Source organism: Pseudomonas sp. LW8 (assembly GCF_041956865.1).
Classification (GTDB): domain Bacteria; phylum Pseudomonadota; class Gammaproteobacteria; order Pseudomonadales; family Pseudomonadaceae; genus Aquipseudomonas; species Aquipseudomonas siliginis.
Genome location: NZ_CP168138.1, coordinates 704,102 through 729,703 on the forward strand (window position 1 = coordinate 704,102; position 25,602 = coordinate 729,703).

The window sequence follows — 25,602 nt, forward strand, 5'->3', positions numbered from 1 at the left end:
GCAGCTCCTGCAGAGGGCATGGCGATTGGTTGCGATCTTGGCGATTCCAAAGAGGACACCCGTGAAAGCCAGATCCGATGAGTTGCAGATTTTCGTCTGCGTGATCGAGTGCGGTTCGATTTCCGCCGCCGCCGAGCAGGTCGGCCAGACGCCGTCGGCCGTCAGTCGCACGCTGTCGAAGCTCGAAGCCAAGCTCGACACCACGCTGATCAACCGCACCACGCGACGCATGGACCTGACCGAGGAGGGCAAGTATTTCTTCGAACAGGCCAAGTTGATTCTCGACCAGATGGATCAACTCGAAGAACGCCTGTCCTCGCGCCAGCAGACCCCATCCGGGCGCCTGCGCATCAACGCTGCCTCGCCGTTCATGCTCCACGCCATCGTTCCCTACATCGACGAATTCCGGCAGCTGTACCCGGACATCCTGCTCGAACTCAACAGCAATGACCTGATCATTGACCTGCTGGAACAAAGCACCGACGTCGCCATCCGCATCGGCACCCTCGCCGATTCGACGCTGCACGCGCGTTCGCTCGGTTGCAGTCCGTTGATGATTGTTGCCAGCCCCGCCTATTTGAAAAAGCACGGTGCGCCACGACAAGTGGCGGATTTGAGCGAACACACGTTGCTCGGCTTTACCCAGAACGAAGGCCTCAACCAGTGGCCGCTGCGCTATGTGCATGGCGACCGTTGGCCGATCACCCCGGCAATCAGCGCCTCCAGTGGTGAGACCGTGCGCCATTTGGCACTGGAAGGGCAGGGCATTGCCTGTCTGTCGCACTTCATGACCATCGACGACATCCGCGCCGGACGCCTGAAAGTCCTGCTCGGTGAATTCAACAGTGGCTATCGCCAGCCGATCAACGCCGTGTACTACCGCAACTCGCAACTGGCGTTGCGCATTCAGTGTTTCCTCGACTTTATCCAGGGCAAACTCGCCGCCTATGCCAGCGCCGAATTCAAGGGCTGATTCGTGATCCCTGCGCAAGAGTGAATTGGCCGAGGGCGGGTTTTTCGCCGGGTTTCATCGGCCGATACTCGCTGCATCACTTATTCACGCAGGGAGTTTCTCCATGAACGTATTCGTCACCGGCGCTGCCGGTTTTATCGGCGGTTCCATCGCCACCGGCCTGGTGCAGGCCGGGCACACAGTTACAGGTCTGGTGCGCAGCGCCGAGCAGGCTGATGAGCTGAAAGCATTGGGCATGAACGCGCTGATCGGCACCCTTGATGACAGCCAGTTGCTGGCGCAACAGGCGCGTGCCGCCGATGCGGTGATCAATGCTGCGAGCAGCGATCATCGCGGTGCGGTTGAAGCGTTGCTCGACGCTTTGCGCGGTTCTAATAAAGTCTTTCTGCACACCAGCGGTTCGAGCATCGTTGGCGATGCCTCCGGCGGCAAATCCAGCGATGTCATTTATTACGAAGACCACCTGCCGGAACCGACTGTCGATAAGGCCGATCGCGTAGCCATCGACAACCTGGTGCTCGCTGCGTCGAAGGATGGCGTGAACTCGGCGGTGATCTGCAACACCTTGATTTACGGCCACAGCCTGGGCGTCAAACGCGACAGCGTGCAATTGCCGCGACTGCTCAAGCAGGCGCGCAAAAGCGGCGTCGTTCGCCACGTCGGGACAGGGCAGAACATCTGGTCCAACGTGCACATCGAAGACGTCGTCGCCTTGTATCTGCTGGCGCTGACCAGGAATGTGCCGGGCACTTTCTACTTTGTCGAGAGCGGTGAAGCCTCGTTCATCGACATGACCACCGCCATGGCCGAAGCCCTCGATCTGGGCAAACCGCAAGACTGGCCATTGCCTGACGCCGAAGCCGAATGGGGCTACGAAATGGCCAACTACGGCCTCGGTTCCAACAGCCGCGTACGCGGCAAACACGCCCGGGAACTGCTGGGCTGGACGCCGAAGCGCACGTCGGTGGTTGAATGGATTCGTAACGAAATGGTGTGAGTCCAGCGCGCACCGAGTGAAGCCATTCGCGAGCAGGCTCGCTCCCACAGGTGACCGCGTTCTGCCTGGAAAAATGTAATTCCTGTGGGAGCTGGCTTGCCAGCGATAGCGGTGGATCAGTCGCCACCCATGTTGAACGTGGCGCCGTCATCGCTGGCAAGCCAGCTCCCACAGGGACTTTGTGGTGGCCAGGAAGCCATGAAAATCCCGCCCTCCGATTTTCATTAATCACGACACCCCATACCCATCAGCGACACCTCTTGTCTCTCCACGAAAATTACTTTCATGCGGTTTGAAATCTCTATCTCGAAATGATTTATGAGTTTCACAACCCATTCGAACGTGACCCTTTCGAGGAGTACCGCATGACGCCTTCCTTCGGCTATTGGCTGCTGGTCTACGCCGCTGTGGCCATCATCGCGCTGATCGTGTTGATCGCCCGTTACCGGCTCAATCCGTTCATTGTCATCACCCTGATTTCCCTGGGCCTGGCGCTGGTGGCCGGGATGCCGCCGTCGGCTGTGGTGGGTGCGTATGAGGCGGGTGTCGGCAAGACGTTGGGGCATATTGCGCTGGTGGTGGCATTGGGGACGATGCTCGGCAAGATGATGGCCGAGTCCGGCGGCGCCGAGCAGATGGCGCGCACGCTGATCGACAGATTCGGCGAAAAGAACGCGCACTGGGCGATGGTCTGCATTGCGTTTCTGGTCGGTCTGCCGCTGTTCTTTGAAGTCGGTTTCGTCCTGCTGGTGCCAATCGCCTTCACCGTCGCCCGCCGCGTTGGCGTGTCGATTCTGATGGTCGGTCTGCCGATGGTAGCCGGCCTCTCGGTGGTGCATGCGCTGGTGCCGCCGCACCCGGCGGCGATGCTCGCGGTGCAGGCCTATCAGGCCTCGGTCGGGCAGACCTTGCTGTTCGCCATCGCGATCGGCATTCCGACCGCGATCATCGCCGGGCCGCTGTACGCCAAGTTCATCGTGCCGCGCATTCAATTGCCGGCGGACAATCCGTTGGAAAAGCAATTTCTCGAGCGCGAGCCGCGCGACAGATTGCCGGGTTTCGGCATCACCATGGCAACCATTCTGCTGCCGGTGGTGCTGATGCTGATCGGCGGCTGGGCCAATCTGATTTCCACCCCTGGCAGCGCTTTCAACCAGTTCCTGCTGTTCATCGGCAATTCGGTGATCGCGCTGTTGCTGGCGACTTTGCTGAGCTTCTGGACGCTAGGGATTGCCCAAGGTTTCAACCGCGAATCGATCCTCAAATTCACCAACGAATGCCTCGCGCCCACCGCCAGCATCACCTTGCTGGTCGGCGCTGGTGGCGGCTTGAACCGGATTCTGGTGGATGCCGGCGTCACCGATCAGATCGTCGGCCTCGCTCACGAATTCCACCTGTCGCCGCTGATCATGGGCTGGTTGTTCGCTGCGCTGATGCGCGTTGCCACTGGCTCGGCCACCGTGGCGATGACCACCGCATCAGGCGTTGTCGCGCCGGTGGCCATCGGTCTGGGTTATCCACACCCTGAGCTTTTGGTGCTGGCGACCGGCGCGGGCTCGGTTATCTTTTCCCACGTCAACGACGGCGGCTTCTGGTTGATCAAGGAATACTTCAACATGACGGTCGCGCAGACGTTCAAGACCTGGACTGTGCTCGAGACGCTGATTTCGCTGGTCGCTTTCGCGCTGACCGTCGGCCTTTCCTACCTGCTGTAACCGGAGCCCGCCGCCCATGGACATCCTCTACCAGATCCGCGCCCGCCAGGACTCCTTCAGTGCCGGCGAGGGGCGCATTGCGCGGTTGATGCTCGACGATGTCGGCTTTGCCGCCAGCGCGAGCCTCGAAGACCTCGCACAACGCGCAGAGGTCAGCACCGCTACGCTGTCGCGCTTTGCCCGCACGGTCGGCTGCCGCGACCTGCGTGATCTGCGCCTGCAACTGGCCCAGGCCAGCGGCGTTGGCAGCCGTTTTCTGGACCCGGCGGGCACGCCCGAGCAGTCGGCGTTCTACGGGCAGATTGTCGGCGACATCGAAACCACGCTGCGCCAGCATCTGGCCGGTTTCGATGAATCGCGCTTCGCCGACGCAGTGAAATTGCTCAGCCAGGCGCGGATGATTCACGCGTTCGGCATGGGCGGTTGCTCGACCCTGTGCAGCGATGAATTGCAGGTGCGTCTGGTGCGCCTCGGTTACCCGATCGCGGTGTGCCACGACGCGGTGATGATGCGCGTCACCGCCGCCAGTTTGAACGCCGAGCAAGTGCTGATCGCCTGCTCGCTGACCGGCATCACCCCGGAGCTTTTGGAAGCCGTGGAGCTGGCGCGCAATTACGGCGCGCGCATTCTCGCCATCACTCGCGGCGATTCACCACTGGCGGAACTGGCCGACGTCGTCCTGCCGCTGCAAGGCGCGGAAACCTCGTTCATCTACAAACCGACGGCGGCGCGCTACGGCATGCTGTTGGCCATCGACGTGCTCGCCACCGAACTGGCGCTGGCCAGCCCTGAAGACAATCAAGAACGTCTGCGGCGAATCAAACTCGCCCTCGACGAATACCGTGGCGGCGACGATCACCTGCCGCTGGGAGACTGACATGCAGTACGACACCCTGATCCGCAACGCGCTGGTTATCGACGGCAACAACACGCCGGGCTACCGCGCAGACGTGGCGATTCTCAATGGCCGCATCGAGCGCATTGGTGGCCTGACTGACGCCCGCGCCAGCGAAGAAATCGACGCCGCCGGCCGGGTGCTGGCGCCGGGTTTCATCGACGTGCACACCCACGACGACACCGTGGTCATCCGCCAACCCGAGATGCTGCCCAAGCTCAGCCAAGGCGTGACCACGGTGATTGTCGGCAATTGCGGCATCAGCGCTTCGCCGGTCACTTTGAAGGGCAATCCGCCGGACCCGATGAACCTGCTCGGCAGCGCAGCGGCGTTCGTTTACCCGCGTTTCAGCGACTACCGCGCCGCCGTCGAAGCGGCCAACACCACGCTGAACGTTGCGGCACTGGTCGGCCACACCGCGCTGCGCAGCAACCACCTCGACGACTTGTTCCGCACTGCAACGCCCGGCGAAATCGCCGCCATGCGCGAGCAACTGCGCGACAGCCTCGAGGCCGGCGCGTTGGGCTTATCCACAGGCCTGGCCTACGCCAGCGCCTTTAACGCCTCCACTGATGAAGTCATGCAACTGACCGAAGAACTGACGGCGTTCGGCGCGGTGTACACCACCCATTTGCGCAGCGAATTCGCCCCGGTGTTGGAGGCGATGGACGAAGCGTTTCAGATCGGCCGCCACGCGCAATCACCGGTGATCATTTCCCATCTCAAATGCGCCGGCGTCGGTAACTGGGGGCGCAGTCCGCAATTGCTCGAAGCTCTGGAAGAGGCAGCGAAAACCCACCCGGTCGGCTGCGATTGCTATCCCTATGCGGCGAGTTCTTCGACCCTGGATTTGAAGCAAGTCACCGACGCGCACCGCATCACCATTACCTGGTCAACACCGCATCCGGAAGTCAGCGGGCGCGACCTGATCGACATCGCTGGCGAATGGAAACTGTCGCTGGAAGAAACCGCGAAACGGCTACAACCGGCGGGCGCGGTGTACTACGGCATGGACGAGGCCGACGTCAGAAGAATCCTCGCTCATCCGCTTTCGATGGTCGGCTCTGACGGACTGCCCGAAGACCCGTTCCCGCATCCGCGCCTGTGGGGCGCTTTCCCACGGGTGCTGGGCCATTTCAGTCGCGACGTCGGGTTGTTTCCGCTGCACACCGCCGTGCATAAGATGACCGGCCTGTCGGCGGCGCGTTTTGGCTTGCAGGAAAGGGGCGAGATTCGTGAAGGGCATTGGGCGGATCTGGTGTTGTTCGATCCGGCGACCGTGCGTGACGTGGCCGATTTCAACGAGCCGCAGCGGGCGGCGCAGGGGATTGAAGAGGTGTGGGTCAACGGCGTTTTGAGTTATCGCGACGGACAGGCGAATGGCAGCAGGGCAGGGCGGTTTCTGGCTCGCGAAGGTAATTTGCGCGAAGGATTTTATTGATGATGATGGCGCCAAAAGATCGCAGCCTTCGGCAGCTCTTACAGGAGATCGAAGGCTGCGATCTTTTGATCCATGTCTCATAGTGGCACTGTGCAATTAAAGAAAGCCATCCACAAGCCGATTTGCTGACATCCTCCCCGTCTACATTGTGGGGCCATTCAGTCAGGGAGCACCCCATGAGCTTCGGCAAAACCACCCCGATCCTGCGGATCTTCGATGAGGCCAAGGCTGTCGAGTTCTACGTCGATTTTCTCGGTTTCAAGATCGACTGGCAGCACCGCTTCGAAGCGAATTTTCCGCTGTATCTGCAGGTGTCGCGCGGTGAGTGTGTGCTGCATCTGTCCGAGCATCACGGCGATGCCTGCCCGGGTTCGGCGCTGCGTATCGAGACCGATGAGCTGGAGGCGTTTCAGCAGCAACTGATGGCCAAGGATTACAAGTTTTCCCATCCGCAGATTCAGGCGATGCCTTGGGGGAGTCAGGACATGACCATTGCCGATCCGTTTGGCAATCGGTTGGTGTTTACCAATGCGATCAGTCTTTGATCTGCATGCCTGAGATCAAAAGCCCCTCACCCTAGCCCTCTCCCGGAGGGAGAGGGGACCGACCGAGTTGACCGTGCTTCAAACGTCTACCTGAACGACCGTGTCGAATATGGATTCACAGCGATCATTTCAGGTCGGCGTATTTCGTGAGCATCGCACGGTCGGCCCCCTCTCCCTCTGGGAGAGGGCTGGGGTGAGGGCAATCCCTGACACCCCACCAAAATCAGCCCACACCAAATCCCCCAAAAACCCTCAATCAGTCGGCACCAACCGATCCAGCACCCGATTCACCGCCATCTCCGCGACCATCACAATCTGCGCAATGCCCTGCAACGTCTTGCGCTGCGAGCCGTTCACCAGCCCCGCCTGATCGTTGAGCATCACCGTCGCCGACCCCAGGGTTTCGCAGGCATCGGCCAGCAGCGATTCGTTGTCGGCCTCGGGATTGGCCATGTACAGCGTGTTGGATTTGTAGGGCGGGGCCATGAATTCGGCGCTGGATGGGCCGAGGTAATGGTCGAGGGCGCGGTCGGCGGCTTCGTGGAATTTCTTCGAGTCGACGGATTCGTAGGGGGATGCCGGGTCGGTGGGTGGCGGGTTTGGGGTTACTTTGAACATGAATGCTTGCCTCTTATGAAGCTGCATCCGTTTCGCCGCTAAGCAAAGGGAGGCAGCTGTGCGCAAGTTAGCGGACCGGTAAGCATTCAACCCGGTGCATCCGAAGATGCCATGCGCACAGCCACCATCGAGTGCAGGCGTGAGCCTGACCGGATTGGACTTGTACAACCGGAATGCTGTCCGAGCCGCTAAGCTCGATCACTGAGAAATCAGTGACCGAATCAAGTTACCGGCAGGCCCCAAGGCGCACAAGCCGGCGGATTCTGGCGCAGGCGTAGGCAGGGGCGCAAGGAATTGTGGGTGGTTTCGCTGAATGTCTGGCGGCTTTAAACAGTTGTGCCAAGGCGTGTTTAATTGGTGTGGCGAATGACGCCTTCGCGAGCAGGCTCGCTCCCACAAGGGGGCTGCGGTGAACTCGGAAATGCAGGCAACCGAGAACTACTGTGGGAGCGAGCCTGCTCGCGAAGAGGCCATCAGCATCACCGCCGATTCCGCAGCCGAAACTCCCCCGGCGGCATCCCGCGCCAGCTCTTGAACGTGCGATGAAACGAGCGCGGCTCGGTGAAGCCCAGATACTGCGCAATGTCCTGAATCGGCAACGTGCTGTTGAGCAAATAATGCTCGGCCAGTTCCTGACGCAGCTCATCGAGAATCTGCTGATACGACGTCCCGGCCTGCTGCAATTGCCGCTGCAACGTGCGCACCGAGACGCTGAGCTGCTCCGCCACTTGCTCCTTGCGCGGCAAGCCCTCCTTGAGCAAACCGCGCAGGATGTTTTTCACCTGCTGCGCCAGCGACGCATCTTCCAGCGTCGCCAGCAAACCCATCGCGTGTTCTTCCAGGGTTCGCAGCAATTGCGCATCGGCCTGACGCAGCGGCAATTGCAAATACGCCAGCGGCACCACCAGCGCCGAATACGCCTGATCGAATAGCACCGGGCAACCAAAAAACGCCTCGTACTCGGCCAGCGTCACCGCATCCGGCCGCCCATGCTCCAGCCATACGCAGGCCGGCGACAGCTGCGTGTCGGCGATCCAGCGCGCATAGTGCAGCCACGAACCGAGCACATTTTCCACCAGATGCCGACGAATCCGTGGCCGCTGGTAACGGCAGGCCCAGATCAGATGCACGTGCTCGCCCTGCACCTCGGCGCGGCTGACGCCCATGTCGCCGACGAGTTTTTCGAACGGCATGATCCGGCTCATCGCATCGCCCAGCGTCGCGCAATTCATGGTGATGTAACCGAGCACGCTCCACGAATTGGGCAGGACGAAATTCGCCGCATGCAGCCCGAACAACCCATCGCCGGAGTGCTCGCAGAAATAATCCAGCAAGCGCTCGTGAACCTCACCCGGCAGGCGCAAGGTGTTGTCGCTCAACTGCTGCGCCTGCAACCCGGCCGCCGCCAATGCAGGCTCGATGGCCATGCCCAACTGTTCGGCATGACGCAGGTATTTGAGCAGCGGCGGAACGGAAGTGAAGCCGAGCGATGGCATGGTCGCGGTCCTTTGATCGACGGCGCGTGAGCGAATGAATGCCGCAAGGTAAGTGGATTGCCCGGCGAAAGTAAATGCCCGGACGTTTGGCGCCATTCGCTACATGATCTGGCCGGATGCGACCGTGACAGATCTCCAGCGCTGACTAGTATGCAAGCTTGATCCAACGGCAGAAAAAGGACACACGCATGCGACGCTGGAACGGCTGGGGAGAGGCAGGCACGGTGGTCGAACTGCCGGCCCAGGGCGCGACATTTCTCCACGAACGCTTGGGCGCTGGCCGGGCATTGCCCGATGCGACCCTGGCAGCGGCGTTGGCGCAAGTGCCGACCTCGCGTCTGGTGCCGCATCGCTTGTACAGCGTCGATACTCACGATCGCCTGCTGCACGCTCGCGGCCAGAGCCTGCCGGATTGGTTGGCATTACGCGAAGGCGCGCTGGGTACTTATCCCGATGCCGTGGCGTTTCCCGAAACCGCCGAGCAGATCCGCCAATTGCTGGCCCTCGCCCACGATCAGGACCTCTGTCTGATTCCCTATGGCGGCGGCACGTCGGTGGCCGGACACATCAATCCGCCAAACTCCGCGCGCCCGGTGCTGACGGTGTCGCTGGCGCGGATGAATCGTCTGACCGACCTCGACGAACAGAGCCTGCTGGCGACGTTCGGCCCAGGCGCCAGCGGGCCGCAAGTCGAAAGCCAATTGCGCGCGCGCGGCTACACGCTGGGACATTTCCCGCAGTCATGGGAGCTGTCGACGCTGGGCGGTTGGGTGGCCAGTCGTTCCAGTGGCCAGCAGTCGTTGCGCTACGGGCGGATCGAGCAATTGTTTGCCGGCGGCACCCTGGAAACGTTCGCCGGGCCTCTGCAGATTCCAACCTTTCCCGCGTCGGCGGCAGGTCCCGATCTGCGTGAAATGGTGCTCGGTTGCGAAGGCCGTTTCGGGATCATTTCCGAGGTCAAAGTGCGAGTCAGCGCGTTGCCGGCGGACGAACGTTTCTACGGTGTGTTCCTGCCCGACTGGCCGCACGCGCTGCAAGCAATCCGGCAACTGGCGCAGGCGCGCGTACCGCTGTCGATGCTGCGCCTGTCCAACGCGGTGGAAACCGAAACGCAACTGGCGCTGGCCGGCCATCCGCAACAGATCGCCTGGCTGGAGAAGTACCTCAAGCTGCGCGGCGCCGGCGACGGCAAATGCCTGCTGACCTTCGGCGTCACCGGCAATCGCCAGCAAAACGCACTGTCACTGAAACACGCGCGCCAGCATCTGAAAGCCTTCGGCGGCGTGTTCACCGGCACCCTGCTGGGCAAGAAGTGGGCGCAGAACCGCTTCCGTTTTCCCTACCTGCGCGAGAACCTGTGGAACGCTGGTTACGTGGTCGACACCCTCGAAACCGCCACCGACTGGAGCAACGTCGACCACTTGCTCAGCCTCATCGAAAACAGCCTGCGCGACGCCTTGGCCGCCGAGGGCGAGCGCGTGCATGTGTTTACTCATCTCTCGCACGTTTACGGCGAAGGCTCGAGCATTTACACCACTTACGTGTTTCGCCCGGCAGCCGACTATGCCGCGACGCTGGCGCGCTGGCGGATGCTCAAACACGCGGCCAGCCAAACCATCGTCGACAACCACGGCACCATCAGTCATCAGCACGGTGTCGGCAAGGATCACGCGCCGTATCTGCTGCGCGAAAAAGGCCCGCTGGCGCTGCAGACGTTGCAGGCGTTGAGCGAACATTTCGACCCGGAAAGGCGCCTCAATCCCGGCACGTTATTGCCAGAGTCGCGGCCATGACGGCGGAATGGAACGCGCAATGGCGCGAGCAGATGCTACCGACGCTGGCGGATGAAACCTGGGACCTGATCGTCATCGGCGGCGGCATCAGCGGCGCCGGGATCGTCCGCGAAGCGGCGCGCCGGGGCTGGCGTTGTCTGCTGCTGGAGCAGCGCGATTTTGCCTGGGGCACCTCCAGCCGATCGTCGAAAATGGTCCACGGCGGTTTGCGTTACATCGCCAAGGGCCAGTGGCGCCTGACCCGCGATTCGGTGCGCGAGCGTCAGCGTTTGCTTGATGAAGCGCCGGGGCTGGTCGAGCCGATGAGTTTCATGATGCCGCACTATCGCGGCGGCTTTCCCGGGCCGCGCGTCATGGGCGGCTTGCTGTCGGTGTACGACGCGCTGGCGGGGCGGCGCAACCATGCTTTTCATGACGCCGAGCAACTGCGTTTTCTCGCCCCGGGGGTGAAGGAAAACGGCCTGCTCGGCGGCAGCTGTTTTGTCGATGCGCTGACTGATGACGCGCGGCTGGTGATGCGCGTACTGCGCGAGGCTCGGGCCGATGGCGCGGTGGTGCTCAATGGTGTGCGCGTCACGCAACTGCTGCGTGAAGGCGGGCGGGTGTGCGGGGTTCAGATCGAAGATGGCGAGAGCGGGGCGACGCTGCAATTGCGCTCTGGCGTGCTGGCCGTGGCTACGGGCGCTTGGGCTGAGCGCTTGCGTCCCGTTGAGTCAGTGAAGCAATTGCGACCGTTGCGCGGCAGTCATCTGTTGCTGCCTGGCTGGCGTCTGCCGGTGGCGCAGGCGTTCACTTTTCTGCATCAGCGCGATCGGCGCCCGGTGTTTGTCTTTCCCTGGGAAGGCGCGACGGTGGTCGGCACCACGGACCTCGATCACCGCGAGGACCTCGACCACAGCGCGCGCATTTCCAGCGACGAACTCGACTACCTGCTCGCCGCGTGCCAGCAGCAATTTCCCGGCGCCGAAATAGGCGTCGACGATGTGCTGTCGACCTGGTCAGGCGTGCGTCCAGTGGTCGGAAGCGCGGCGGGTGCGCATCAAGACAAACCATCGAACGAAACCCGCGAACATGTGCTGTGGCAGGAGCCCGGTTGCGTGACGTTGGCCGGTGGAAAACTGACCACATTTCGCCCGCAAGCGATCGAAGTGCTCAAGGCTTGTGCGGCGATGCTTGGGCGTTCCTTTATCGATGACGGCGCGCCGGTGTTCGCCGCTGTGCCGCCGCTGACGATTGCGGGACTGAGCGGCAATCAATGGCGACGCCTGGCCGGACGTCACGGTCGAGACCTGCCGAGGCTGGCGCAATTGCTCGGCGAACTCGGTCTGGAAACGGTTGGCGTCACCGATACTTTGTGGGCAGAGCTGGCGTTCGCCTGCGAGGCGGAAATGATTCTGCACCTGGATGATTTGCTGCTGCGTCGCACCCGTTTGGGCCTGTTGCTGCCGCGCGGTGGCGAGGATTTTTTCCCGGCGATCCGCACGCTGTGCCAGCCACGATTGGCCTGGGACGATGAGCGCTGGCAGGCGGAAATCCAGCGCTACCGTTTGCTGTGGCTGCGCGATCACGGCTTGCCGGAGATCACGCCATGAAATACCTACTGGCGATCGACAACGGCACCCAGAGCGTGCGCGCGCTGCTCTTCGATCTGCAGGGCAATCTGCTCGGCAAAGGCAAAGTCGACTTGCAGGCGTACTACTCGACGCAACCCGGTTGGGCCGAGCAGGATCCGGAATATTACTGGGCGAAACTCGGCGAGGCCTGCCAGCAACTCTGGCAGCAGACCGGCATCGACCGTGCGCAGATTGCCGGCGTGTCCCTGACTACCCAGCGCGGCACAGTGATCAACGTGGACGCCAAGGGCAAACCGCTGCGCCCGGCAATTGTCTGGCTCGATCAACGTCAGGCTGAGGTCGAGGGCAGCATCAAAGGGCCGTGGGGCTGGCTGTTCAAACTGGTCGGCGCCCAAGCGACGGTGGATTATTTCCGCGCCCAGGCCGAGGCCAACTGGATCGCCCGGCATCAGCCCGAGGTGTGGGCGGCGACCGACAAGTATTTACTGCTTTCAGGCTTCCTCACCCATCGCTTGTGCGGGCGCTTCGTCGACTCCATCGGCTGCTGCGTCGGCTATCTGCCCTTCGACTTCAAACGGCTGAAATGGGCGGCGCCGCGCGACTGGAAATGGCAGGCACTGGCGGTGCGCCCGGAGCAGTTGCCGAGCCTGCACAAACCCGGCGAAACCCTCGGCTACATCAGCGCCGAAGCCGCCCGGCACACCGGCATTCCCGAAGGCCTGCCGCTGATCGCGGCGGGCGCGGACAAGGCCTGCGAAGTGATCGGCTCCGGCGTGGTCGACGCACGCACCGTGTGCCTGTCTTACGGCACCACCGCGACGATCACCAGCACCCGCTCGCGCTACCTGGAAATCGTCCCGCTGATCCCGCCGTACCCCTCGGCCGTGCCCGATCAGTACAACTGCGAAGTGATGATCTATCGCGGCTACTGGATGGTCAGTTGGTTCAAGAACGAATTCGGCCTGCGCGAGATGCAGCAGGCGAAAGCCCAGGGCATCGAGCCGGAGCAACTGTTCGACGCGCTGGTCAACGAAGTGCCCCCGGGCTCGATGGGCCTGATGCTGCAACCCTACTGGTCACCGGGCATCCGCGAACCGGGCGTGGAAGCCAAAGGCGCGATGATCGGCTTCGGCGACGTACACACCCGCGCGCATATCTACCGGGCGATTCTCGAAGGACTGGCCTACGCGCTACGCCAAGGCATGGAGAATATCGAGCGACGCTCAAAAGTCTCGATCCAGCGCCTGCGCGTCGCCGGCGGCGGCTCACAAAGCGACGCCGCCATGCAACTGACCGCCAACATCTTCGGCCTGCTGGCAGAACGCCCGCATGTGTATGAAGCCTCCGGGTTGGGGGCGGCGATATGCTGCGCGGTGGGGTTGGGACTGCACAGGGATTTCCCATCGGCCATTGCGGCGATGACTCGGGTTGGAGCGGTCTTTAACCCACAACCCGAGGCGCAGGAGATTTACCAGCAACTGTACAAAGACGTCTATCTGCGCATGTACCGGCAGCTCAAACCGCTGTACCAAAGCATCCGCAAAATCACCGGGTATCCCGAATAGTCCTGACACCATAGACCCCTGTGGGAGCGAGCCTGCTCGCGAAGGCGGAGTGTCAGGCACTGTTGATTCGCCTGACCCACCGCTTTCGCGAGCAGGCTCGCTCCCACAGGGATTTTGCTGTGCGCTCAAAATCCGGTGAGTCACACAAATCCAAATGTGGGAGCGAGCTTGCTCGCGAAGGCGCAGCGTCAAGCAATGTTGATTTGATTGACCCACCGCCATCGCGGGCAAGCCCGCTCCCACAGGGGTATTGCGGTGTGCTCAAAATCCAGCGACCCACACAAATCCAATGTGGGAGCGAGCCTGCTCGCGAAGGCGCAGCGTCAAGCAATGTTGATTTGACTGACCCACCTCCATCGCGGGCAAGCCCGCTCCCACAGGAATTTTGCTGTGTGCTCAAAATCCAGCGACCCACACAAATCCAATGTGGGAGCGGGCTTGCCCGCGATTCGGTTTCAGCCTCAGCGCAAAACCAACGTCATACGCGGAAGTGGCTGACCATCTGCTGCAACTGACCACCCAACCGCGCCAGTTCAACACTCGACGCTGCCGTCTCATCACTCGCCGCTGCGGTCTGCTCGGACACGTCGCGGACGTTGATGATGCTGCGGCTGATCTCTTCGGCCACGGCGCTTTGCTGTTCGGCAGCGGCGGCGATCTGCTGGTTCATCGACTGGATGTTCGACACTGTACGGGTGATGTTTTCCAGCGAGGCGCCGGCCTTGCGCGTCAGGGCGACGCTGCTGTCGGTCAGCGCGCGGCTGTTGTTCATCACTGCCGAAACCTGCTGGGTGCCGTTCTGCAGACCGGCGACCAGACCTTCGATTTCCTCAGTCGACTTCTGCGTACGCTGAGCCAAACCGCGCACCTCATCGGCAACCACGGCAAACCCACGCCCGGCTTCACCGGCACGCGCTGCTTCAATCGCGGCGTTGAGGGCGAGCAGGTTGGTCTGTTCGGCGACAGCCTTGATCACGTCCATGACGCTGCCGATCTTGTCGCTTTCCTGTTGCAGCACGCTCATCGCTTCGGTCGAGCGCACCACTTCGCTGGCCAGACGCTCGATCTGTGCGATGGCCTCATTCACCACCTTGTCGCCTTCACGGGCTTCGCCATCCGCCGCGGCGGCAGCTTGCGACGCTTCCTCAGCATTACGCGCAACTTCCTGCACGGTGGCAGTCATTTCGTGCATGGCGGTGGCGACCTGATCGGTCTCGACTTTCTGGCTGTTCACACCGGCGCTGGTCTGTTCGGTTACAGCCGACAACTCTTCGGCGGCGCTGGCAATCTGCGTGACGCCGTCGCGGATGCCACTGATCAAATCACGCAGGGTCACGCCCATGCGCGCGATGCCTTGCTGCAACACGCCGAGTTCGTCGCGGCGGGTGACGGTGACGTTCTGGGTCAGGTCACCGCTGGCGATGCGCTCGACCACGGCCAGGGTGTCCTGCAACGGACGGGTGATCTGACGGGTGATGATTACGGCAGCAATGACGCCAACCAGCAGCGCCAGCAACGTGCTGATCAACTGGAAGGTGCGCGCCTGGGCGCTTTCAGCGTCACGACGATCGAGCTGGATCTGGTACAGCTGCTCGCTCAGGGCGACGATAGTGGTGCCCTGATCGGTCATTTCCTTACGCGCCTGCACCGCATCGGTGTTGGCGTTCTTGTACGCCATCAACGCACTGCGATAGCTGGTCAGCGCGGTTTCCAGTTGGCGCAGGGCATCCTGCTGAGACGCGGCAAATTGCGCATTCAGTGGCTTGAGACTGGCGATGGCCGCGTCGATCTGGCCGACGGCTTTCTGCTCGGTCTCGGCGTTGCTGGTCGCGGTGTAACCACGCACTTCATAGCGCGCGAGGATGAAGGCTTCCTTCGCTGCAGTAACCGCCTGGAACTGCTCGAAACGCTGATCGCTCAACTCCATCTGCTGCACGCGCTGGCTGATCGATTCGATCAGGTTGTACGCAGTCTGGGCATTGACGCTCATGGTGTCGCGGGCGCTGTTGCCGGTGCGATAGGCGTTGCGCATTTTGTTCAGCGAGGTCTGGTATTCAGCGATGGTCGCGGCCTGCTGCTTGAGCAGTTTGACGTTCTCCGGACTCTTGAATTTGCTGATCAACGCCTGCTGCTGAGCAGCGAAGCTTTCCAGGGTGGTCTGCACATTCTGCGCGGCGGTTTCGTCGCCATTGGTCAGCATGTATTGCAGGCGCACCACGCGCAGTTTGGTCAGGCCAGCGTTGAGCTGGGTGATGTCGCTCATCCAGTTGCTGCGGTCGATCAGGCCGCCGAGGCTGGTCCAGCCGGTCAGCGCCAGAACGCAGGTCAGGGCCAGCACGAGGCCGAAGCCCAGGCCGAGTTTCATGTTCACGCTGATGTTACCGAACCAGCTATTCATGCAAATCCTCCAGAAACGTTGGGTTTCTTGGTCGTCAGTTAAGCTGGAAGATTGTTGTTCTTTTGAGCCAGCAGGGGTGTTAGCAGGTCTGTATCGGCCGCAAACCCGAGAGCTGAAAGGATTTTTGTCTGACAGGTTTCGCGCAACTCAACCCAGGCGCCGCGACCAACGCTGATCCGGCGCCTCGAACCCCGGATTGACCAGCGCCGTCAGCACATGATCCTGCCAACGCCCGGCAATGTTCAGATACGCCTTCGCATAGCCCTCACGCTCGAAACCCAAACGCTCAAGCAACCGCGCACTGCGCTCATTGCCCGGAATGTAATTGGCCATGATCCGATGCAGATTCTGCACATCGAACATATAACCAATCCCCGCCTCCAGCCCCTCCTGCATCAAACCCAGCCCCTGATGCGCCTCATCGATGTGATAACCCAAATAACACGCCTGAAACGCCCCACGAATAATCCCGCTGAAATTACACGCTCCAATCATCTGCTGACCGTCCGACGACAGCAGCGCGAAATGCATGGCTAACCCGGCTTCGAAAGCACTGGCCTGGATCTCGAGGCGACGGCGGATGTTGGCGGTGGAGAAGTAATCGGTGGTGCGGATGGGCGACCACGGCGCCAGGTGGCGGAGGTTGCGCTGGTAGAACGCGCTTTCGAGCTCGGCTTGATCGGGAGAGAGGATCGCCAGCGTCAGGCGCGGGCAGGGCAGGGATAACAGCGGCATCGAGCGCTCCTTGGCGAGGGATCTGCTGGCAGAGTCGCGCATATGGTGGGGAGCGGCAAGATATGGAGAAGCCGAGGCGAAAAAAAGCCCGCTAGGAGCGCGGGCGAACCGTAGTTTCTTGAATGAGCGAGTGGACTTTACAGGCTGTCCCGGCTGGGCGCAGTGAAGAAAAATTCATGTCGCTTCTGCCAACCGGGTTGGTGTCCCGCCAGTCGATCTTCAGCGCACGATGAAAATATCAGCGCCCATACAGCACCGTGTTCATCAACGCATTGACCTGATTTGGCATCGTGTGGATGAACCAGTCGAAAGCAAGACCCGAGGTAAGCAGGTACGCGAGAACCAGCAGGATAGGCATGAAGATGATGTTTTTGCGCAGATTGGCGTACTTGCGGGTTTTTCTGGAAAGCCAAGGTTCGTGAGTACCGTTGTTATTGGCATGTGCACCCGCAACGATGAAGTAGGTTGAAAAAAGCATCATCCGAATGCTGGTATAGATAAACAGCATTACGCCTGTCAGGTGCAGCAGGAACCAGTGCATGTCTAGCAGGACGAAATATTTCTTTATTCCCGTCAGGCCCTGCTCATTGATGATCTGCTGGCTGTACTGAAAGTTTTGCGGCGCCAGGGTGGGCATAAAAGCTTCGTCGGTGACATACGTCGCGGCCACGCAAAATGCCAAGCAAAACAACAGCGCAACGACCCACTTAATGCCCGCGAAGAAGCCCCGGTAAAGGCTATGCAAGGTTCCGCCGGCCCACAGCGAAATGGTGAACAGCGTGATCCAGGAAAGCAGGTTGAGTATCTCGGCCCGGAAAAACACATAAATCAGCCCGGCGATCAGCATCATCATGCAGATGACTGGAGTCATATCCTGGCTCGTGCTGGCGGCGTTCACGCCCAGCGGTGGATTGACCACCGTGTTGAAGGTCAGGTTTACCGAATGGCCCGGCTGATTGGTGGATTGTGGAGAATCGCCTTTCAGTACCCGATCCAGAATGGCTCCCAGAATCAGGCCGAGGATGGTGAAGAACGCCGATATGTAGATATCGACTTCCTTGGATTGGATTGTTTCGATGAAGCTCATGGTTTATTGCCTTCCTTGTGCAGGTTGAGTTTCCACATGCGAACCGGTTTTCTCTGCGAGGCGTCCAGCCAGCCGCGGAATGGTAAGGGGATGGCTGTGGTTTTGCTATCACACAAGCGCAATCGTCTTACAGCCAAATTGGTTTCGTTTAATTGGAGAGTGAGCCGAATCGGTGCCGCCCCAGCGTCCTTTTGTACAACGTCGAACATTCACAGCCACCGGCAGGCTTGAGAATGTGAAGGAAATGGGCGGCCATTCGACTAACCCCAGATGCGACAAAGCCCGCACTGGGCGGGCTTTGTCGTTGAGAGTTGGTGGGTCTTTGTCCTTGGGCTTGGCGGCTTTGATTTTTAGGTCTGAAAGGCGTGTGGCTCGGGCTCCCATGGGTACTCCAACGCTGTTTGTGTATTCCAAAATTTACCAGTCACGGGCTTGGAATACGCCTTGGAATACAGTTCAAAATGGATCTGCCTGAAGCGCTGTGGAGCTCAATGGCCCTGAAACCCCCGTATTTACTGGATTTCAGGCACAAAAAAAGACGTCCGTGGACGTCTTTAGATGATTATTTGGTGGAGCCGGGGGGATTTGAACCCCCGTCCGCCAGTACTCCGCTGTCGGTACTACATGCGTAGCCGTGTCTATTAAGTTAACCCTCAGCGACCCGACGGGCAGGGTGCTTTGGGCGAGTTGTGTAAGTTTTAGCCGCTTCGTCCACAACGTACTGCACGGCGATTCTGTTCTATATGACAATCATTTCGGGTTTACAGACATCCCCTGATGATTGCTGGACCCGAAGGTACCAGGAGCATTGTCAGCTGCAATTAAGCAGCGAGAGCAACACCGTATTGGTCGTCATTGGCAACTATAAGTAGTTGCAACAGTGGATTTACGACTTCTGTTACCAAGTCGGCATGCACCTAGAGTTTCGCAACCGGCGTCGAATCCTAAACGGCCCCGAACTCATTGCCCGGTGAATCTGTTCGGGCAACAAGCGTGCACAGTGTACGTCAAAACGCTTGGCAGGCCAACCCGAAGGTTGGCCTGCGGGACATCAGTTACGCGTCGGGTTACGGATCTGCATCTTGCTGATGATGCCGTTGGTAACCTCGATGCATTCCTTGTCGTTGCCGGACGCCTGGGCCGCAGTGGCTTTTTCCTGTGCTTCCTTGATGTTATTCATGGAGCTTTCAGGAAGGGACGGCTGGCTGGTGACGAAATCTTTGATGCTTTGAAGATTCCCGGCGCAGAGGTCTTTGTCCGCCGCGAACACCGGCGAGGCCAGAAGTGCACCAGTGATAAACAATCCAGCAATTGCAGAATGCTTCATGGGTATCTCCTTGAACGATGGGGGCTCGGTGCTGCCGGACGGTTTGGCCGCGATGCCGAGGTCAAGACAAGCGAGGTCAGTATAGGACCTGTCTGGTTGACCGCTTCGCTGCGCAGGAATTCGGTTTTATTTGCAACGAATGTCAAAAGGCCAGATCGGTCTGGCCAGGTGCCGATGCAGCCGACCTGTAAAAGGTCGGCGCATAAATCATTTTTTGGTGTCACCGGTAGCGTTTTGAATGTCCAGCAGGGTTTGCTGGGTCTCAGCGACACAGTCATCAATCCTGCCTTGGTCCTTGAGTTTGCGGGCTTTGTTGACACTGGCCGATACGCGCGCATTCAGGTCTGTCGACGTCTGGTATTGGGATTTTGCGCTATCGATTCTCTGCAGATTGGCATCGCACAAATCGGCAGGTTTTTCAGCGGCGAACGAAGTGGACGCCATCATCGAGGCAGTGACAAACAGACCTAACATTACAGAGCGGTTCATGTGTATCTCCTTGAACTGAGGGTTCAGACTTCGCTGACCGTTGAACAGGCCCCGAATCGTCCGGGGCATGTGCAGTGGACTACCGCCTCGCTCAAGGGTTCTGATTTTTTCCTCAGCAGGCTTTCGCCCGTGTCACCCGATCCACCAGATAAACCAGCCCGTGGTAGTCGATGCCACCGTGCTGGGTCAGGCCGATTTCGCAGGTGCGGCTGGTGGAAATGCCCTCGCTGCAGTGCTGCACGGCGTCCTTGAGCGTACGCAGCGAATGGCTGTTCAGCTCCGGTGTGGTGAAGCCTTTGTCGCCGGCAAATCCGCAGCAATGTATGCCTTCGGGAATCACCACCGTGTTGCTGCATTTGCGCGCCAGATCGATCAGCGCTTGGCTTTCGCCCAAGTGCTGAGTGCTGCAGGTCACGTGCACGGCAATCGGTGCTTCCTGGGGTGTGAAGTCCAGACGATCCAGCAAATGCGTGCGGATGAAGCGCACTGGATCGTACAGATCCAGTCGCGTTTCGCCGATGTCTTGGACCAGCCGCAACGTACATGGGCTGGTGTCGCAATAGATCGGGTCGAGGCCGCCGCGACTGGCGTGGAGCAGGGCGCTGATCAGCTCCTGACGTTTGTGCTCGGCCTGTTCGGCGTAGCCTTTGGAGGCGAACGGCTGACCGCAGCAGAGGTTGTCCTGGTTGTCGGGAAAGACGACCTGATAACCGGCTTTTTCCAGCAGGCCACGGGTTTTGTCGTACAGCGACATCTGCTCTTTGTCACCCGCCGCCGGGCCCATGACCCGCGACACGCAAGCTGCCAGATAAACCACGCGCGGGCGCTCGTCGGCCACGCTCGGGCTGAAGCGAATGGCTTTTTCCGGCTGTGGCATGGCGTTGGTCCACAACGGGACTTGGCCTTTGGACAAGCGCGTCAGCGTCGCCGACAACTTCGCCAGACGCGGTGCGCCGAGCATCATTCGTGCACCGTTGGCGACGTGCAGGGTGAAGCGCGCGCCTTGCAGGGTCTTGGCGAAATTTCCTTCGATCCAGTCTGCGGTTTTCTGATGCGTGGCATGTCGGCCACGGAGCTTTTTCACCAGCTCGCCGGTGTTGATGCCTACGGGGCAGCGCTGCGCACACAGGCCGGTCGCGGCGCAGGTGTCGATGCCTTGGTAGTCGTAGGCTTTTTCCAGTTCGGTGGTGTCGACGCCGGCGCGCTTTTTCGCCTGGATATCGCGCCAGATCACGATGCGCTGGCGCGGGCTCAGGGTCAGGCCTTTCGATGGGCAGACCGGTTCGCAGAAACCGCACTCGATGCACTTATCCACAATCTCGTCCGCCGCCGGCAGCGGTTTCAGGTGCTTGAGATGGATCTGCGGATCTTCGCTGAGCACCACGTCCGGATTGAGAATGCCGTTGGGGTCGAGCAGGCGTTTGAGCTGCCACATCAGTTGATAGGCGTCGCTGCCCCATTCCAGTTCCACGAACGGCGCCATGTTGCGGCCGGTGCCGTGTTCGGCCTTCAGCGAGCCGCCGAACTCCACGGCGACCAGTTGCGCGACGTCGTCCATGAATGCTTGGTAGCGTGCGATTTCTTCCGGGCTGTTGAAGCCTTGGTTGAAGACGAAGTGCAGATTGCCTTCCAGTGCGTGTCCGAAAAGGATCGCTTCGTCGTAGGCATGTTTGTCGAACAGCTCGATCAGGCGATTGACGCCGATCGCCAGTTGTTCGACCGGGAAGGTCACGTCTTCGATGATTACCGTGGTGCCGGTTTTGCGCACGGCGCCGACGGCGGGGAAGGTGTCTTTGCGGATGGCCCAGAGGCGGGCGTTTTCCACCGGGTCTTCGGTGAAGTCGACCTGCTTCTCGACGGGGAAATCGCGCAGGGACGCCATGATTTGCGCCAGTTGTTCCTGCAGCAATGTTGACGAAGCGGCGCGGGATTCGATGAGCAGGGCGCAGGCATTTTCCGACAGCAGCTGTACGAAAGCGGGCATGCCTTTTTTGTCTTGCACCGAGCGCAGACTGCGTCGGTCGAGCAACTCCACCGCGGACACTGGTTGGCTTTTCAGCACGGTGACCGCGTTGCAGCAGGTCTCGACATCGGGGAACACGATCAGCGCCGAGGCCTTGTTCGGGTGATCGATGACGGTGTCGTAAGTCACCGCGCTGATAAAGCCGAGGGTGCCTTCGGAGCCGACCAGCAGGTGGCTCAGGATATCCACAGGCTCGTCGAAATCGACCAGGGCGTTGAGCGACAGGCCGGTGGTATTTTTCAGACGGTATTTGTGGCGGATTCTTGCGGCCAGTGCGGCGTTGGCGCGGGTCTCGCGGCCCAATGTCGCCAAGCGGTCGAGCAGGTCGCCGTGGCTGGAGCGAAATGCCGCGACGCTGGCAGGGTCTTCGGTATCGAGGCGCGTGCCGTCGGCCAGCACCAGCCGAATTCCGGCCAATGTGTGATAGGTATTCTGCGCAGTGCCGCAGCACATGCCGCTGGCGTTGTTAGCGACGATGCCGCCGATCTTGCAGGCATTGATCGACGCCGGATCCGGGCCGATCTTGCGTCCGAACGGCGCCAGCCAGGCGTTGGCCTGCGCGCCGATCACTCCCGGTTGCAGGCGGATCTGCGTGCCTTGGCCGCGAATCTCGCGGGCGTTCCAGTTATCCCCAAGCACGATCAGCACCGAGTCGCTGATCGCCTGCCCGGACAGGCTGGTGCCGGCAGCGCGGAAGGTCACCGGCACCTTGTCGCGCTGGGCCAGTTGCAGCAGCGCCACGACTTCGTCTTCAGACTCGACGCGGATCACCAGTTTCGGGATCAGTCGATAGAAACTGGCGTCGGTGCCAAAGGCCAGGGTCGACAGCGGATCGTCGAAGCGCCGGTCTGCTGGAATCAGTCGCTCGGCATCACGCAGGAAAGCAGCAGGAAGACTCATTGATCCTCCAGAATCAGCACGACCAGATCTTTCGGGCCATGCGCACCATACGCCAGCACCTGTTCAATATCGGCAGTCTTCGACGGGCCGGACACCAGCAGCGCGTTGGTCGGCATGCCTTGCGCCCATTCGAACTCCTGTTGCACCTGATAGAAGTTGTCGCGGATTTCGCTGGCCTTGAGCAGGGCGAAATGCACCGGCGGCACCAGACTCATCAAGCGCGGTTCCTCACGGGTTGGCCAGATAATCAGGCTCCCGGTCGCGGCGATGGCACCGAGGGTGCCAGTGAGGCTGGCCGGGGTGTCGTTGAACAGCTCGGCTTTCCACGCTTCCATTGGCCGGTCGTAGGACTTCAGTTCTGGCAGCTCGGGATTGTTCGCCCAGTGCTGTGCGATGCGTTGCCCGTGCGGTGTGGTCGGTGCGATCAGCAGGCTCGGCAATTGGCGGTCGCGCAGCAGTTGTGCCAGTAATGCCGGCCACTCCGCGCCCGAGGTCAGGTGGATTTCGGTGTGCACCGCCTCCATCAGTTTGCGCAGTTGCGGGATGCGTTGCTCGGCGCTGTAGGTGTAGGGCTCGGTGACCAGATCGACGTCGAAGTTGTCGGCGATTGGCGTGCTGCCGGTCAGACTTTTCCGCAGCTTGCCGAGGATATTTTGCTTGGCGCTCATCGATGCTCTCCCTGTTTGGCCAGATGCTCGCGGGCCATGTCATGCAACGAACGCGCGGCCGGTTTTGGCGCGCTGTGGTTTTGCGTCCATGGGCCGACATTGCTCGGCGTAAGGGCACGCAGGCGCGTGGCGAAAAAAGCGAACAAGCGGTACAGCGTCGGCGAGCTGTTGAGTCTGGCCCAGGCGTTCCAGATGAAGCGCTCCTTGCGCGAATATTTGCTGCCCTGGCCACGCATCACCTGATTCGGTGCGTCCGGGGCTTTGACGTTTTCCTCGCGCAGACGGCGCAGGATGGCGGGGATCGGAATCTTCACCGGGCAGACTTCACCGCAGGCGCCGCACAGTGAGGACGCGCTCGGGTGGTCCGGAACCTTGGCCAGACCGACCATGTGCGGGGTGATGATTTTGCCGATCGGGCCTGGGTAGACCTCGCCATAGGTGTGGCCGCCGACGCGGGTGTAAACCGGGCAATGATTCATGCAGGCGCCGCAGCGGATGCAGTTCAGGGTCTGGCGCAATTCACTGTCGGCGAAGGCCTGGCTGCGACCGTTGTCGAGCAGGACCAGATGCACTTCCTGCGGGCCGTCGAGTTCATGTTCCTTGCGCGGGCCAGAGATCATGTTGACGTAAGTGGTGATCGGAATGCCCAGCGCCGAGCGCGTCAGCAGTGACAGCAGCGGCACCACGTCGCGCAGGTTTTCCACGACTTTTTCGATGCCGGTCACGGCGATATGCACCGGCGGCACGGTGGTGGTCATGCGCCCGTTGCCTTCGTTTTCCACCAGCAGCAGGGTGCCGGTTTCGGCCACGGCGAAGTTGACGCCGGAGACGCCGATGTCGGCTTCGAAGAATTTCTGCCGTAGGACCCTGCGACCGATCTGAATGAGTTGGTCAACGTCCTTGGTGTATTCCACGCCAAGTTTGTCGTGGAACAAGGACGCGACCTGACCGGCATTCTTGTGGATCGCCGGCATAATGATGTGTGAAGGCTTCTCGTGGTCGAGCTGGACGATGTACTCCCCCATGTCGGACTCCAGACATTCAATGTCCCGAGCCTCGAGGAAATGGTTCATCTCCATCTCTTCGCTGACCATCGATTTGCCCTTGATCACTTGCCGCGCCTCGTGAGCGCGGATGATCGATAAGACGATGCCATTGGCCTCGTCCACCGTTTCCGCCCAGTGCACTGTCACACCGTTGCGGGTCAGGTTCTGTTCCAGTTGCTCGAGCAGGTCGGGCAACTTGGACAGCGCGCGGGCCTTGATCGAATTGCCCAGTGCACGCAAGTGTTCTCTTTCGTGGGCATCGCTGAAAGCCGCTGCCCGTTTGGTCATCAGTGAATCCATAGCAGTGCGGAAGTTGTTCCGCAGCTGCTGATCACCCAAGGCATTGTGTGCCCGGGTGCGGAAATCTTCTTCTACGGCGACCGTAGGAATAATCGTTGAGGTGCTCATTGTGCACCTCCGGTTCGCTGCCAGAGGAAGCTCGCCAGATGTTGCCCGCGTAACGCTTCCTGCTGTTTCTCCAGCGCGCCGTTGATGTTCATCAAACAGCCGCAGTCGGCACTCAGTACCTTGTGCGCGCCGGACTCCTTCAGTGCGCGGGTCTTGTCAGCGACCATCGCGCCGGAAATGTCTGGCATACGGACGCTGAATGTCCCACCGAAGCCACAGCATTCGCTTTCGTGGTCGTGATTGACCCGCTCCACATTGCTCAACTGCGCCAACAACTCGCGGCCGTGCAGGTGGGTGTTCATTTCGCGGCGTGCCGAACACGAGGTGTGCAGCGCGACTTTCACCGGTTCGCCGCTGTCCTTGAGCTGCACCTTGCAGACGAACAGCAGAAACTCGGCCAGCTCATAAGTGCGAGCCGCAAGGGCCAGCACCTGTTTCAACGTTTCCGGCTCGTCCTTGAACAAGTCGGCGTAATGCTCGCGCAGCATGCCGGCGCATGAACCCGACGGCACTACCACCGGATAATCCCCGGCAAACAGCGCCAGTTGTGAGCGCGCTACCGCCCGCGCCTGCTCGGTGTAACCCGAGGTGTAGGCCGGTTGGCCGCAGCAGCTCTGCCCTTGCGGATACTCGACCCGGATCCCTTCACGCTCCAGCAGATGGATCGCGTCCATCCCGGCTTCGGGGTAGAACAGGTCGACCACACACGTGCCGAACAGGTAGACCCGCGACGGTTTCTCGCCGGGGTATTGCCGAGGTTCGGGCAGTGGCGGTGCCACGCGGGTCGCGTTCGGCACAGCGTTGTAAAAAAGCTCGCTCATCAGGCGTGTCTCCGGGTAGGCCCGGTTATCCGTCTGCTGCGGCTGCCGAATATAAAGCGCATTGCTTTCAGCAGCCTTACAGACCCGG

At 60.7% G+C, this 25,602-nt stretch carries 21 protein-coding genes, 1 other RNA gene and 1 pseudogene; 9 read left to right on the plus strand and 14 right to left on the minus strand.

Annotation, left to right across the window (positions count from 1 at the left end):
• Positions 1-61: 61 nt before the first annotated feature.
• The 6 genes from AB9L16_RS03205 to AB9L16_RS03230 all read left to right on the plus strand — a co-directional run bounded on the left by AB9L16_RS03205 (position 62) and on the right by AB9L16_RS03230 (position 6,566).
• A complete protein-coding gene (locus tag AB9L16_RS03205) occupies positions 62-973 on the plus strand; it encodes a LysR family transcriptional regulator (protein ID WP_252887289.1) in 912 nt (303 codons plus the stop codon).
• Between the two features lie 103 nt (positions 974-1,076).
• On the plus strand, positions 1,077-1,970 hold the full coding sequence (locus tag AB9L16_RS03210) for an NAD-dependent epimerase/dehydratase family protein (RefSeq protein ID WP_252885290.1): 894 nt from the start codon (positions 1,077-1,079) through the stop codon (positions 1,968-1,970).
• Between the two features lie 365 nt (positions 1,971-2,335).
• Positions 2,336-3,685, plus strand: a complete 1,350-nt coding sequence (locus AB9L16_RS03215) for a GntP family permease (protein WP_056786729.1) — start codon at positions 2,336-2,338, stop codon at positions 3,683-3,685.
• A gap of 16 nt (positions 3,686-3,701) precedes the next feature.
• A complete protein-coding gene (locus AB9L16_RS03220) occupies positions 3,702-4,562 on the plus strand; it encodes a MurR/RpiR family transcriptional regulator (protein ID WP_375123102.1) in 861 nt (286 codons plus the stop codon).
• A 1-nt stretch (position 4,563) separates the two neighbouring features.
• Positions 4,564-6,021, plus strand: coding sequence for an amidohydrolase family protein (locus AB9L16_RS03225; protein ID WP_375123103.1), 1,458 nt, complete (start codon positions 4,564-4,566; stop codon positions 6,019-6,021).
• Between the two features lie 176 nt (positions 6,022-6,197).
• Positions 6,198-6,566 (plus strand): glyoxalase superfamily protein, encoded by a 369-nt coding sequence (locus tag AB9L16_RS03230; protein ID WP_016771789.1) that lies wholly within the window; start codon positions 6,198-6,200, stop codon positions 6,564-6,566.
• 252 nt (positions 6,567-6,818) lie between these two features.
• On the opposite strand, the gene AB9L16_RS03235 is transcribed toward AB9L16_RS03230, so the two are convergent.
• Positions 6,819-7,184, minus strand: coding sequence for a DUF6124 family protein (locus tag AB9L16_RS03235; protein ID WP_375123104.1), 366 nt, complete (start codon positions 7,182-7,184; stop codon positions 6,819-6,821).
• A gap of 479 nt (positions 7,185-7,663) precedes the next feature.
• Positions 7,664-8,680 (minus strand): AraC family transcriptional regulator, encoded by a 1,017-nt coding sequence (locus AB9L16_RS03240; protein ID WP_310220351.1) that lies wholly within the window; start codon positions 8,678-8,680, stop codon positions 7,664-7,666.
• Between the two features lie 188 nt (positions 8,681-8,868).
• Here AB9L16_RS03240 and AB9L16_RS03245 point away from each other — a divergent pair, with 188 nt between their 5' ends.
• Genes AB9L16_RS03245 through AB9L16_RS03255 form a run of 3 tightly spaced genes read left to right on the plus strand, consistent with a single transcriptional unit; the run spans position 8,869 to position 13,612 of the window.
• Positions 8,869-10,473 carry an FAD-binding oxidoreductase gene (locus tag AB9L16_RS03245; protein WP_375123105.1) on the plus strand — a complete coding sequence of 535 codons (1,605 nt, stop codon included), beginning with the start codon at positions 8,869-8,871 and terminating at the stop codon, positions 10,471-10,473.
• Positions 10,470-12,065, plus strand: coding sequence for a glycerol-3-phosphate dehydrogenase/oxidase (locus AB9L16_RS03250; RefSeq protein ID WP_375123106.1), 1,596 nt, complete (start codon positions 10,470-10,472; stop codon positions 12,063-12,065). The genes AB9L16_RS03245 and AB9L16_RS03250 overlap by 4 nt, the downstream gene beginning before the upstream one ends.
• Positions 12,062-13,612, plus strand: coding sequence for an FGGY-family carbohydrate kinase (locus AB9L16_RS03255; RefSeq protein ID WP_375123107.1), 1,551 nt, complete (start codon positions 12,062-12,064; stop codon positions 13,610-13,612). Before AB9L16_RS03250 ends, AB9L16_RS03255 begins: the two co-directional genes overlap by 4 nt.
• 478 nt (positions 13,613-14,090) lie before the next feature.
• On the opposite strand, the gene AB9L16_RS03260 is transcribed toward AB9L16_RS03255, so the two are convergent.
• The 12 genes and pseudogenes from AB9L16_RS03260 to AB9L16_RS03315 all read right to left on the minus strand — a co-directional run bounded on the left by AB9L16_RS03260 (position 14,091) and on the right by AB9L16_RS03315 (position 25,514).
• Positions 14,091-14,954 carry a methyl-accepting chemotaxis protein gene (locus tag AB9L16_RS03260; protein WP_370593494.1) on the minus strand — a complete coding sequence of 288 codons (864 nt, stop codon included), beginning with the start codon at positions 14,952-14,954 and terminating at the stop codon, positions 14,091-14,093.
• Positions 14,955-14,996: 42 nt separating this feature from the next.
• A pseudogene (locus tag AB9L16_RS03265) lies at positions 14,997-15,875 on the minus strand (methyl-accepting chemotaxis protein); the annotation flags it as partial.
• 282 nt (positions 15,876-16,157) lie between these two features.
• Positions 16,158-16,745 (minus strand): GNAT family N-acetyltransferase, encoded by a 588-nt coding sequence (locus AB9L16_RS03270; protein ID WP_375123108.1) that lies wholly within the window; start codon positions 16,743-16,745, stop codon positions 16,158-16,160.
• A gap of 238 nt (positions 16,746-16,983) precedes the next feature.
• Positions 16,984-17,832, minus strand: coding sequence for a hypothetical protein (locus tag AB9L16_RS03275; RefSeq protein ID WP_375123109.1), 849 nt, complete (start codon positions 17,830-17,832; stop codon positions 16,984-16,986).
• Positions 17,829-18,041: a hypothetical protein gene (locus AB9L16_RS03280; protein ID WP_156388155.1), complete on the minus strand. Its 213-nt coding sequence runs from the start codon at positions 18,039-18,041 to the stop codon at positions 17,829-17,831. Before AB9L16_RS03280 ends, AB9L16_RS03275 begins: the two co-directional genes overlap by 4 nt.
• A gap of 358 nt (positions 18,042-18,399) precedes the next feature.
• Positions 18,400-18,788: a transfer-messenger RNA gene (gene ssrA, locus AB9L16_RS03285) on the minus strand.
• 95 nt (positions 18,789-18,883) lie between these two features.
• Positions 18,884-19,159 (minus strand): hypothetical protein, encoded by a 276-nt coding sequence (locus AB9L16_RS03290; RefSeq protein ID WP_016771781.1) that lies wholly within the window; start codon positions 19,157-19,159, stop codon positions 18,884-18,886.
• Between the two features lie 207 nt (positions 19,160-19,366).
• Complete coding sequence (locus tag AB9L16_RS03295; protein ID WP_056782851.1) at positions 19,367-19,648, minus strand: hypothetical protein; 282 nt, start codon at positions 19,646-19,648, stop codon at positions 19,367-19,369.
• A gap of 112 nt (positions 19,649-19,760) precedes the next feature.
• On the minus strand, positions 19,761-22,571 hold the full coding sequence (locus AB9L16_RS03300) for an FAD-binding and (Fe-S)-binding domain-containing protein (protein ID WP_375123110.1): 2,811 nt from the start codon (positions 22,569-22,571) through the stop codon (positions 19,761-19,763).
• On the minus strand, positions 22,568-23,239 hold the full coding sequence (locus AB9L16_RS03305) for a lactate utilization protein C (RefSeq protein WP_375123111.1): 672 nt from the start codon (positions 23,237-23,239) through the stop codon (positions 22,568-22,570). Before AB9L16_RS03305 ends, AB9L16_RS03300 begins: the two co-directional genes overlap by 4 nt.
• Positions 23,236-24,693, minus strand: coding sequence for a LutB/LldF family L-lactate oxidation iron-sulfur protein (locus tag AB9L16_RS03310; protein ID WP_150636049.1), 1,458 nt, complete (start codon positions 24,691-24,693; stop codon positions 23,236-23,238). Before AB9L16_RS03310 ends, AB9L16_RS03305 begins: the two co-directional genes overlap by 4 nt.
• Positions 24,690-25,514, minus strand: a complete 825-nt coding sequence (locus AB9L16_RS03315; protein ID WP_056782857.1) for a (Fe-S)-binding protein — start codon at positions 25,512-25,514, stop codon at positions 24,690-24,692. Before AB9L16_RS03315 ends, AB9L16_RS03310 begins: the two co-directional genes overlap by 4 nt.
• Positions 25,515-25,602 lie beyond the last annotated feature (88 nt).

What these genes read in the sequence shown, in the direction of transcription:
- AB9L16_RS03210 (WP_252885290.1), top strand. Translation starts at nt 1,077, where the DNA reads ATGAACGTATTCGTCACCGGCGCTGCCGGTTTTATCGGCGGTTCCATC.
- AB9L16_RS03215 (WP_056786729.1), top strand. Translation starts at nt 2,336, where the DNA reads ATGACGCCTTCCTTCGGCTATTGGCTGCTGGTCTACGCCGCTGTGGCC.
- AB9L16_RS03220 (WP_375123102.1), top strand. Translation starts at nt 3,702, where the DNA reads ATGGACATCCTCTACCAGATCCGCGCCCGCCAGGACTCCTTCAGTGCC.
- AB9L16_RS03225 (WP_375123103.1), top strand. Translation starts at nt 4,564, where the DNA reads ATGCAGTACGACACCCTGATCCGCAACGCGCTGGTTATCGACGGCAAC.
- AB9L16_RS03230 (WP_016771789.1), top strand. Translation starts at nt 6,198, where the DNA reads ATGAGCTTCGGCAAAACCACCCCGATCCTGCGGATCTTCGATGAGGCC.
- AB9L16_RS03235 (WP_375123104.1), bottom strand. Translation starts at nt 7,184, where the DNA reads ATGTTCAAAGTAACCCCAAACCCGCCACCCACCGACCCGGCATCCCCC.
- AB9L16_RS03240 (WP_310220351.1), bottom strand. Translation starts at nt 8,680, where the DNA reads ATGCCATCGCTCGGCTTCACTTCCGTTCCGCCGCTGCTCAAATACCTG.
- AB9L16_RS03245 (WP_375123105.1), top strand. Translation starts at nt 8,869, where the DNA reads ATGCGACGCTGGAACGGCTGGGGAGAGGCAGGCACGGTGGTCGAACTG.
- AB9L16_RS03250 (WP_375123106.1), top strand. Translation starts at nt 10,470, where the DNA reads ATGACGGCGGAATGGAACGCGCAATGGCGCGAGCAGATGCTACCGACG.
- AB9L16_RS03255 (WP_375123107.1), top strand. Translation starts at nt 12,062, where the DNA reads ATGAAATACCTACTGGCGATCGACAACGGCACCCAGAGCGTGCGCGCG.
- AB9L16_RS03260 (WP_370593494.1), bottom strand. Translation starts at nt 14,954, where the DNA reads ATGGGCGTGACCCTGCGTGATTTGATCAGTGGCATCCGCGACGGCGTC.
- AB9L16_RS03270 (WP_375123108.1), bottom strand. Translation starts at nt 16,745, where the DNA reads ATGCCGCTGTTATCCCTGCCCTGCCCGCGCCTGACGCTGGCGATCCTC.
- AB9L16_RS03275 (WP_375123109.1), bottom strand. Translation starts at nt 17,832, where the DNA reads ATGAGCTTCATCGAAACAATCCAATCCAAGGAAGTCGATATCTACATA.
- AB9L16_RS03280 (WP_156388155.1), bottom strand. Translation starts at nt 18,041, where the DNA reads ATGTTCGACGTTGTACAAAAGGACGCTGGGGCGGCACCGATTCGGCTC.
- AB9L16_RS03290 (WP_016771781.1), bottom strand. Translation starts at nt 19,159, where the DNA reads ATGAAGCATTCTGCAATTGCTGGATTGTTTATCACTGGTGCACTTCTG.
- AB9L16_RS03295 (WP_056782851.1), bottom strand. Translation starts at nt 19,648, where the DNA reads ATGAACCGCTCTGTAATGTTAGGTCTGTTTGTCACTGCCTCGATGATG.
- AB9L16_RS03300 (WP_375123110.1), bottom strand. Translation starts at nt 22,571, where the DNA reads ATGAGTCTTCCTGCTGCTTTCCTGCGTGATGCCGAGCGACTGATTCCA.
- AB9L16_RS03305 (WP_375123111.1), bottom strand. Translation starts at nt 23,239, where the DNA reads ATGAGCGCCAAGCAAAATATCCTCGGCAAGCTGCGGAAAAGTCTGACC.
- AB9L16_RS03310 (WP_150636049.1), bottom strand. Translation starts at nt 24,693, where the DNA reads ATGAGCACCTCAACGATTATTCCTACGGTCGCCGTAGAAGAAGATTTC.
- AB9L16_RS03315 (WP_056782857.1), bottom strand. Translation starts at nt 25,514, where the DNA reads ATGAGCGAGCTTTTTTACAACGCTGTGCCGAACGCGACCCGCGTGGCA.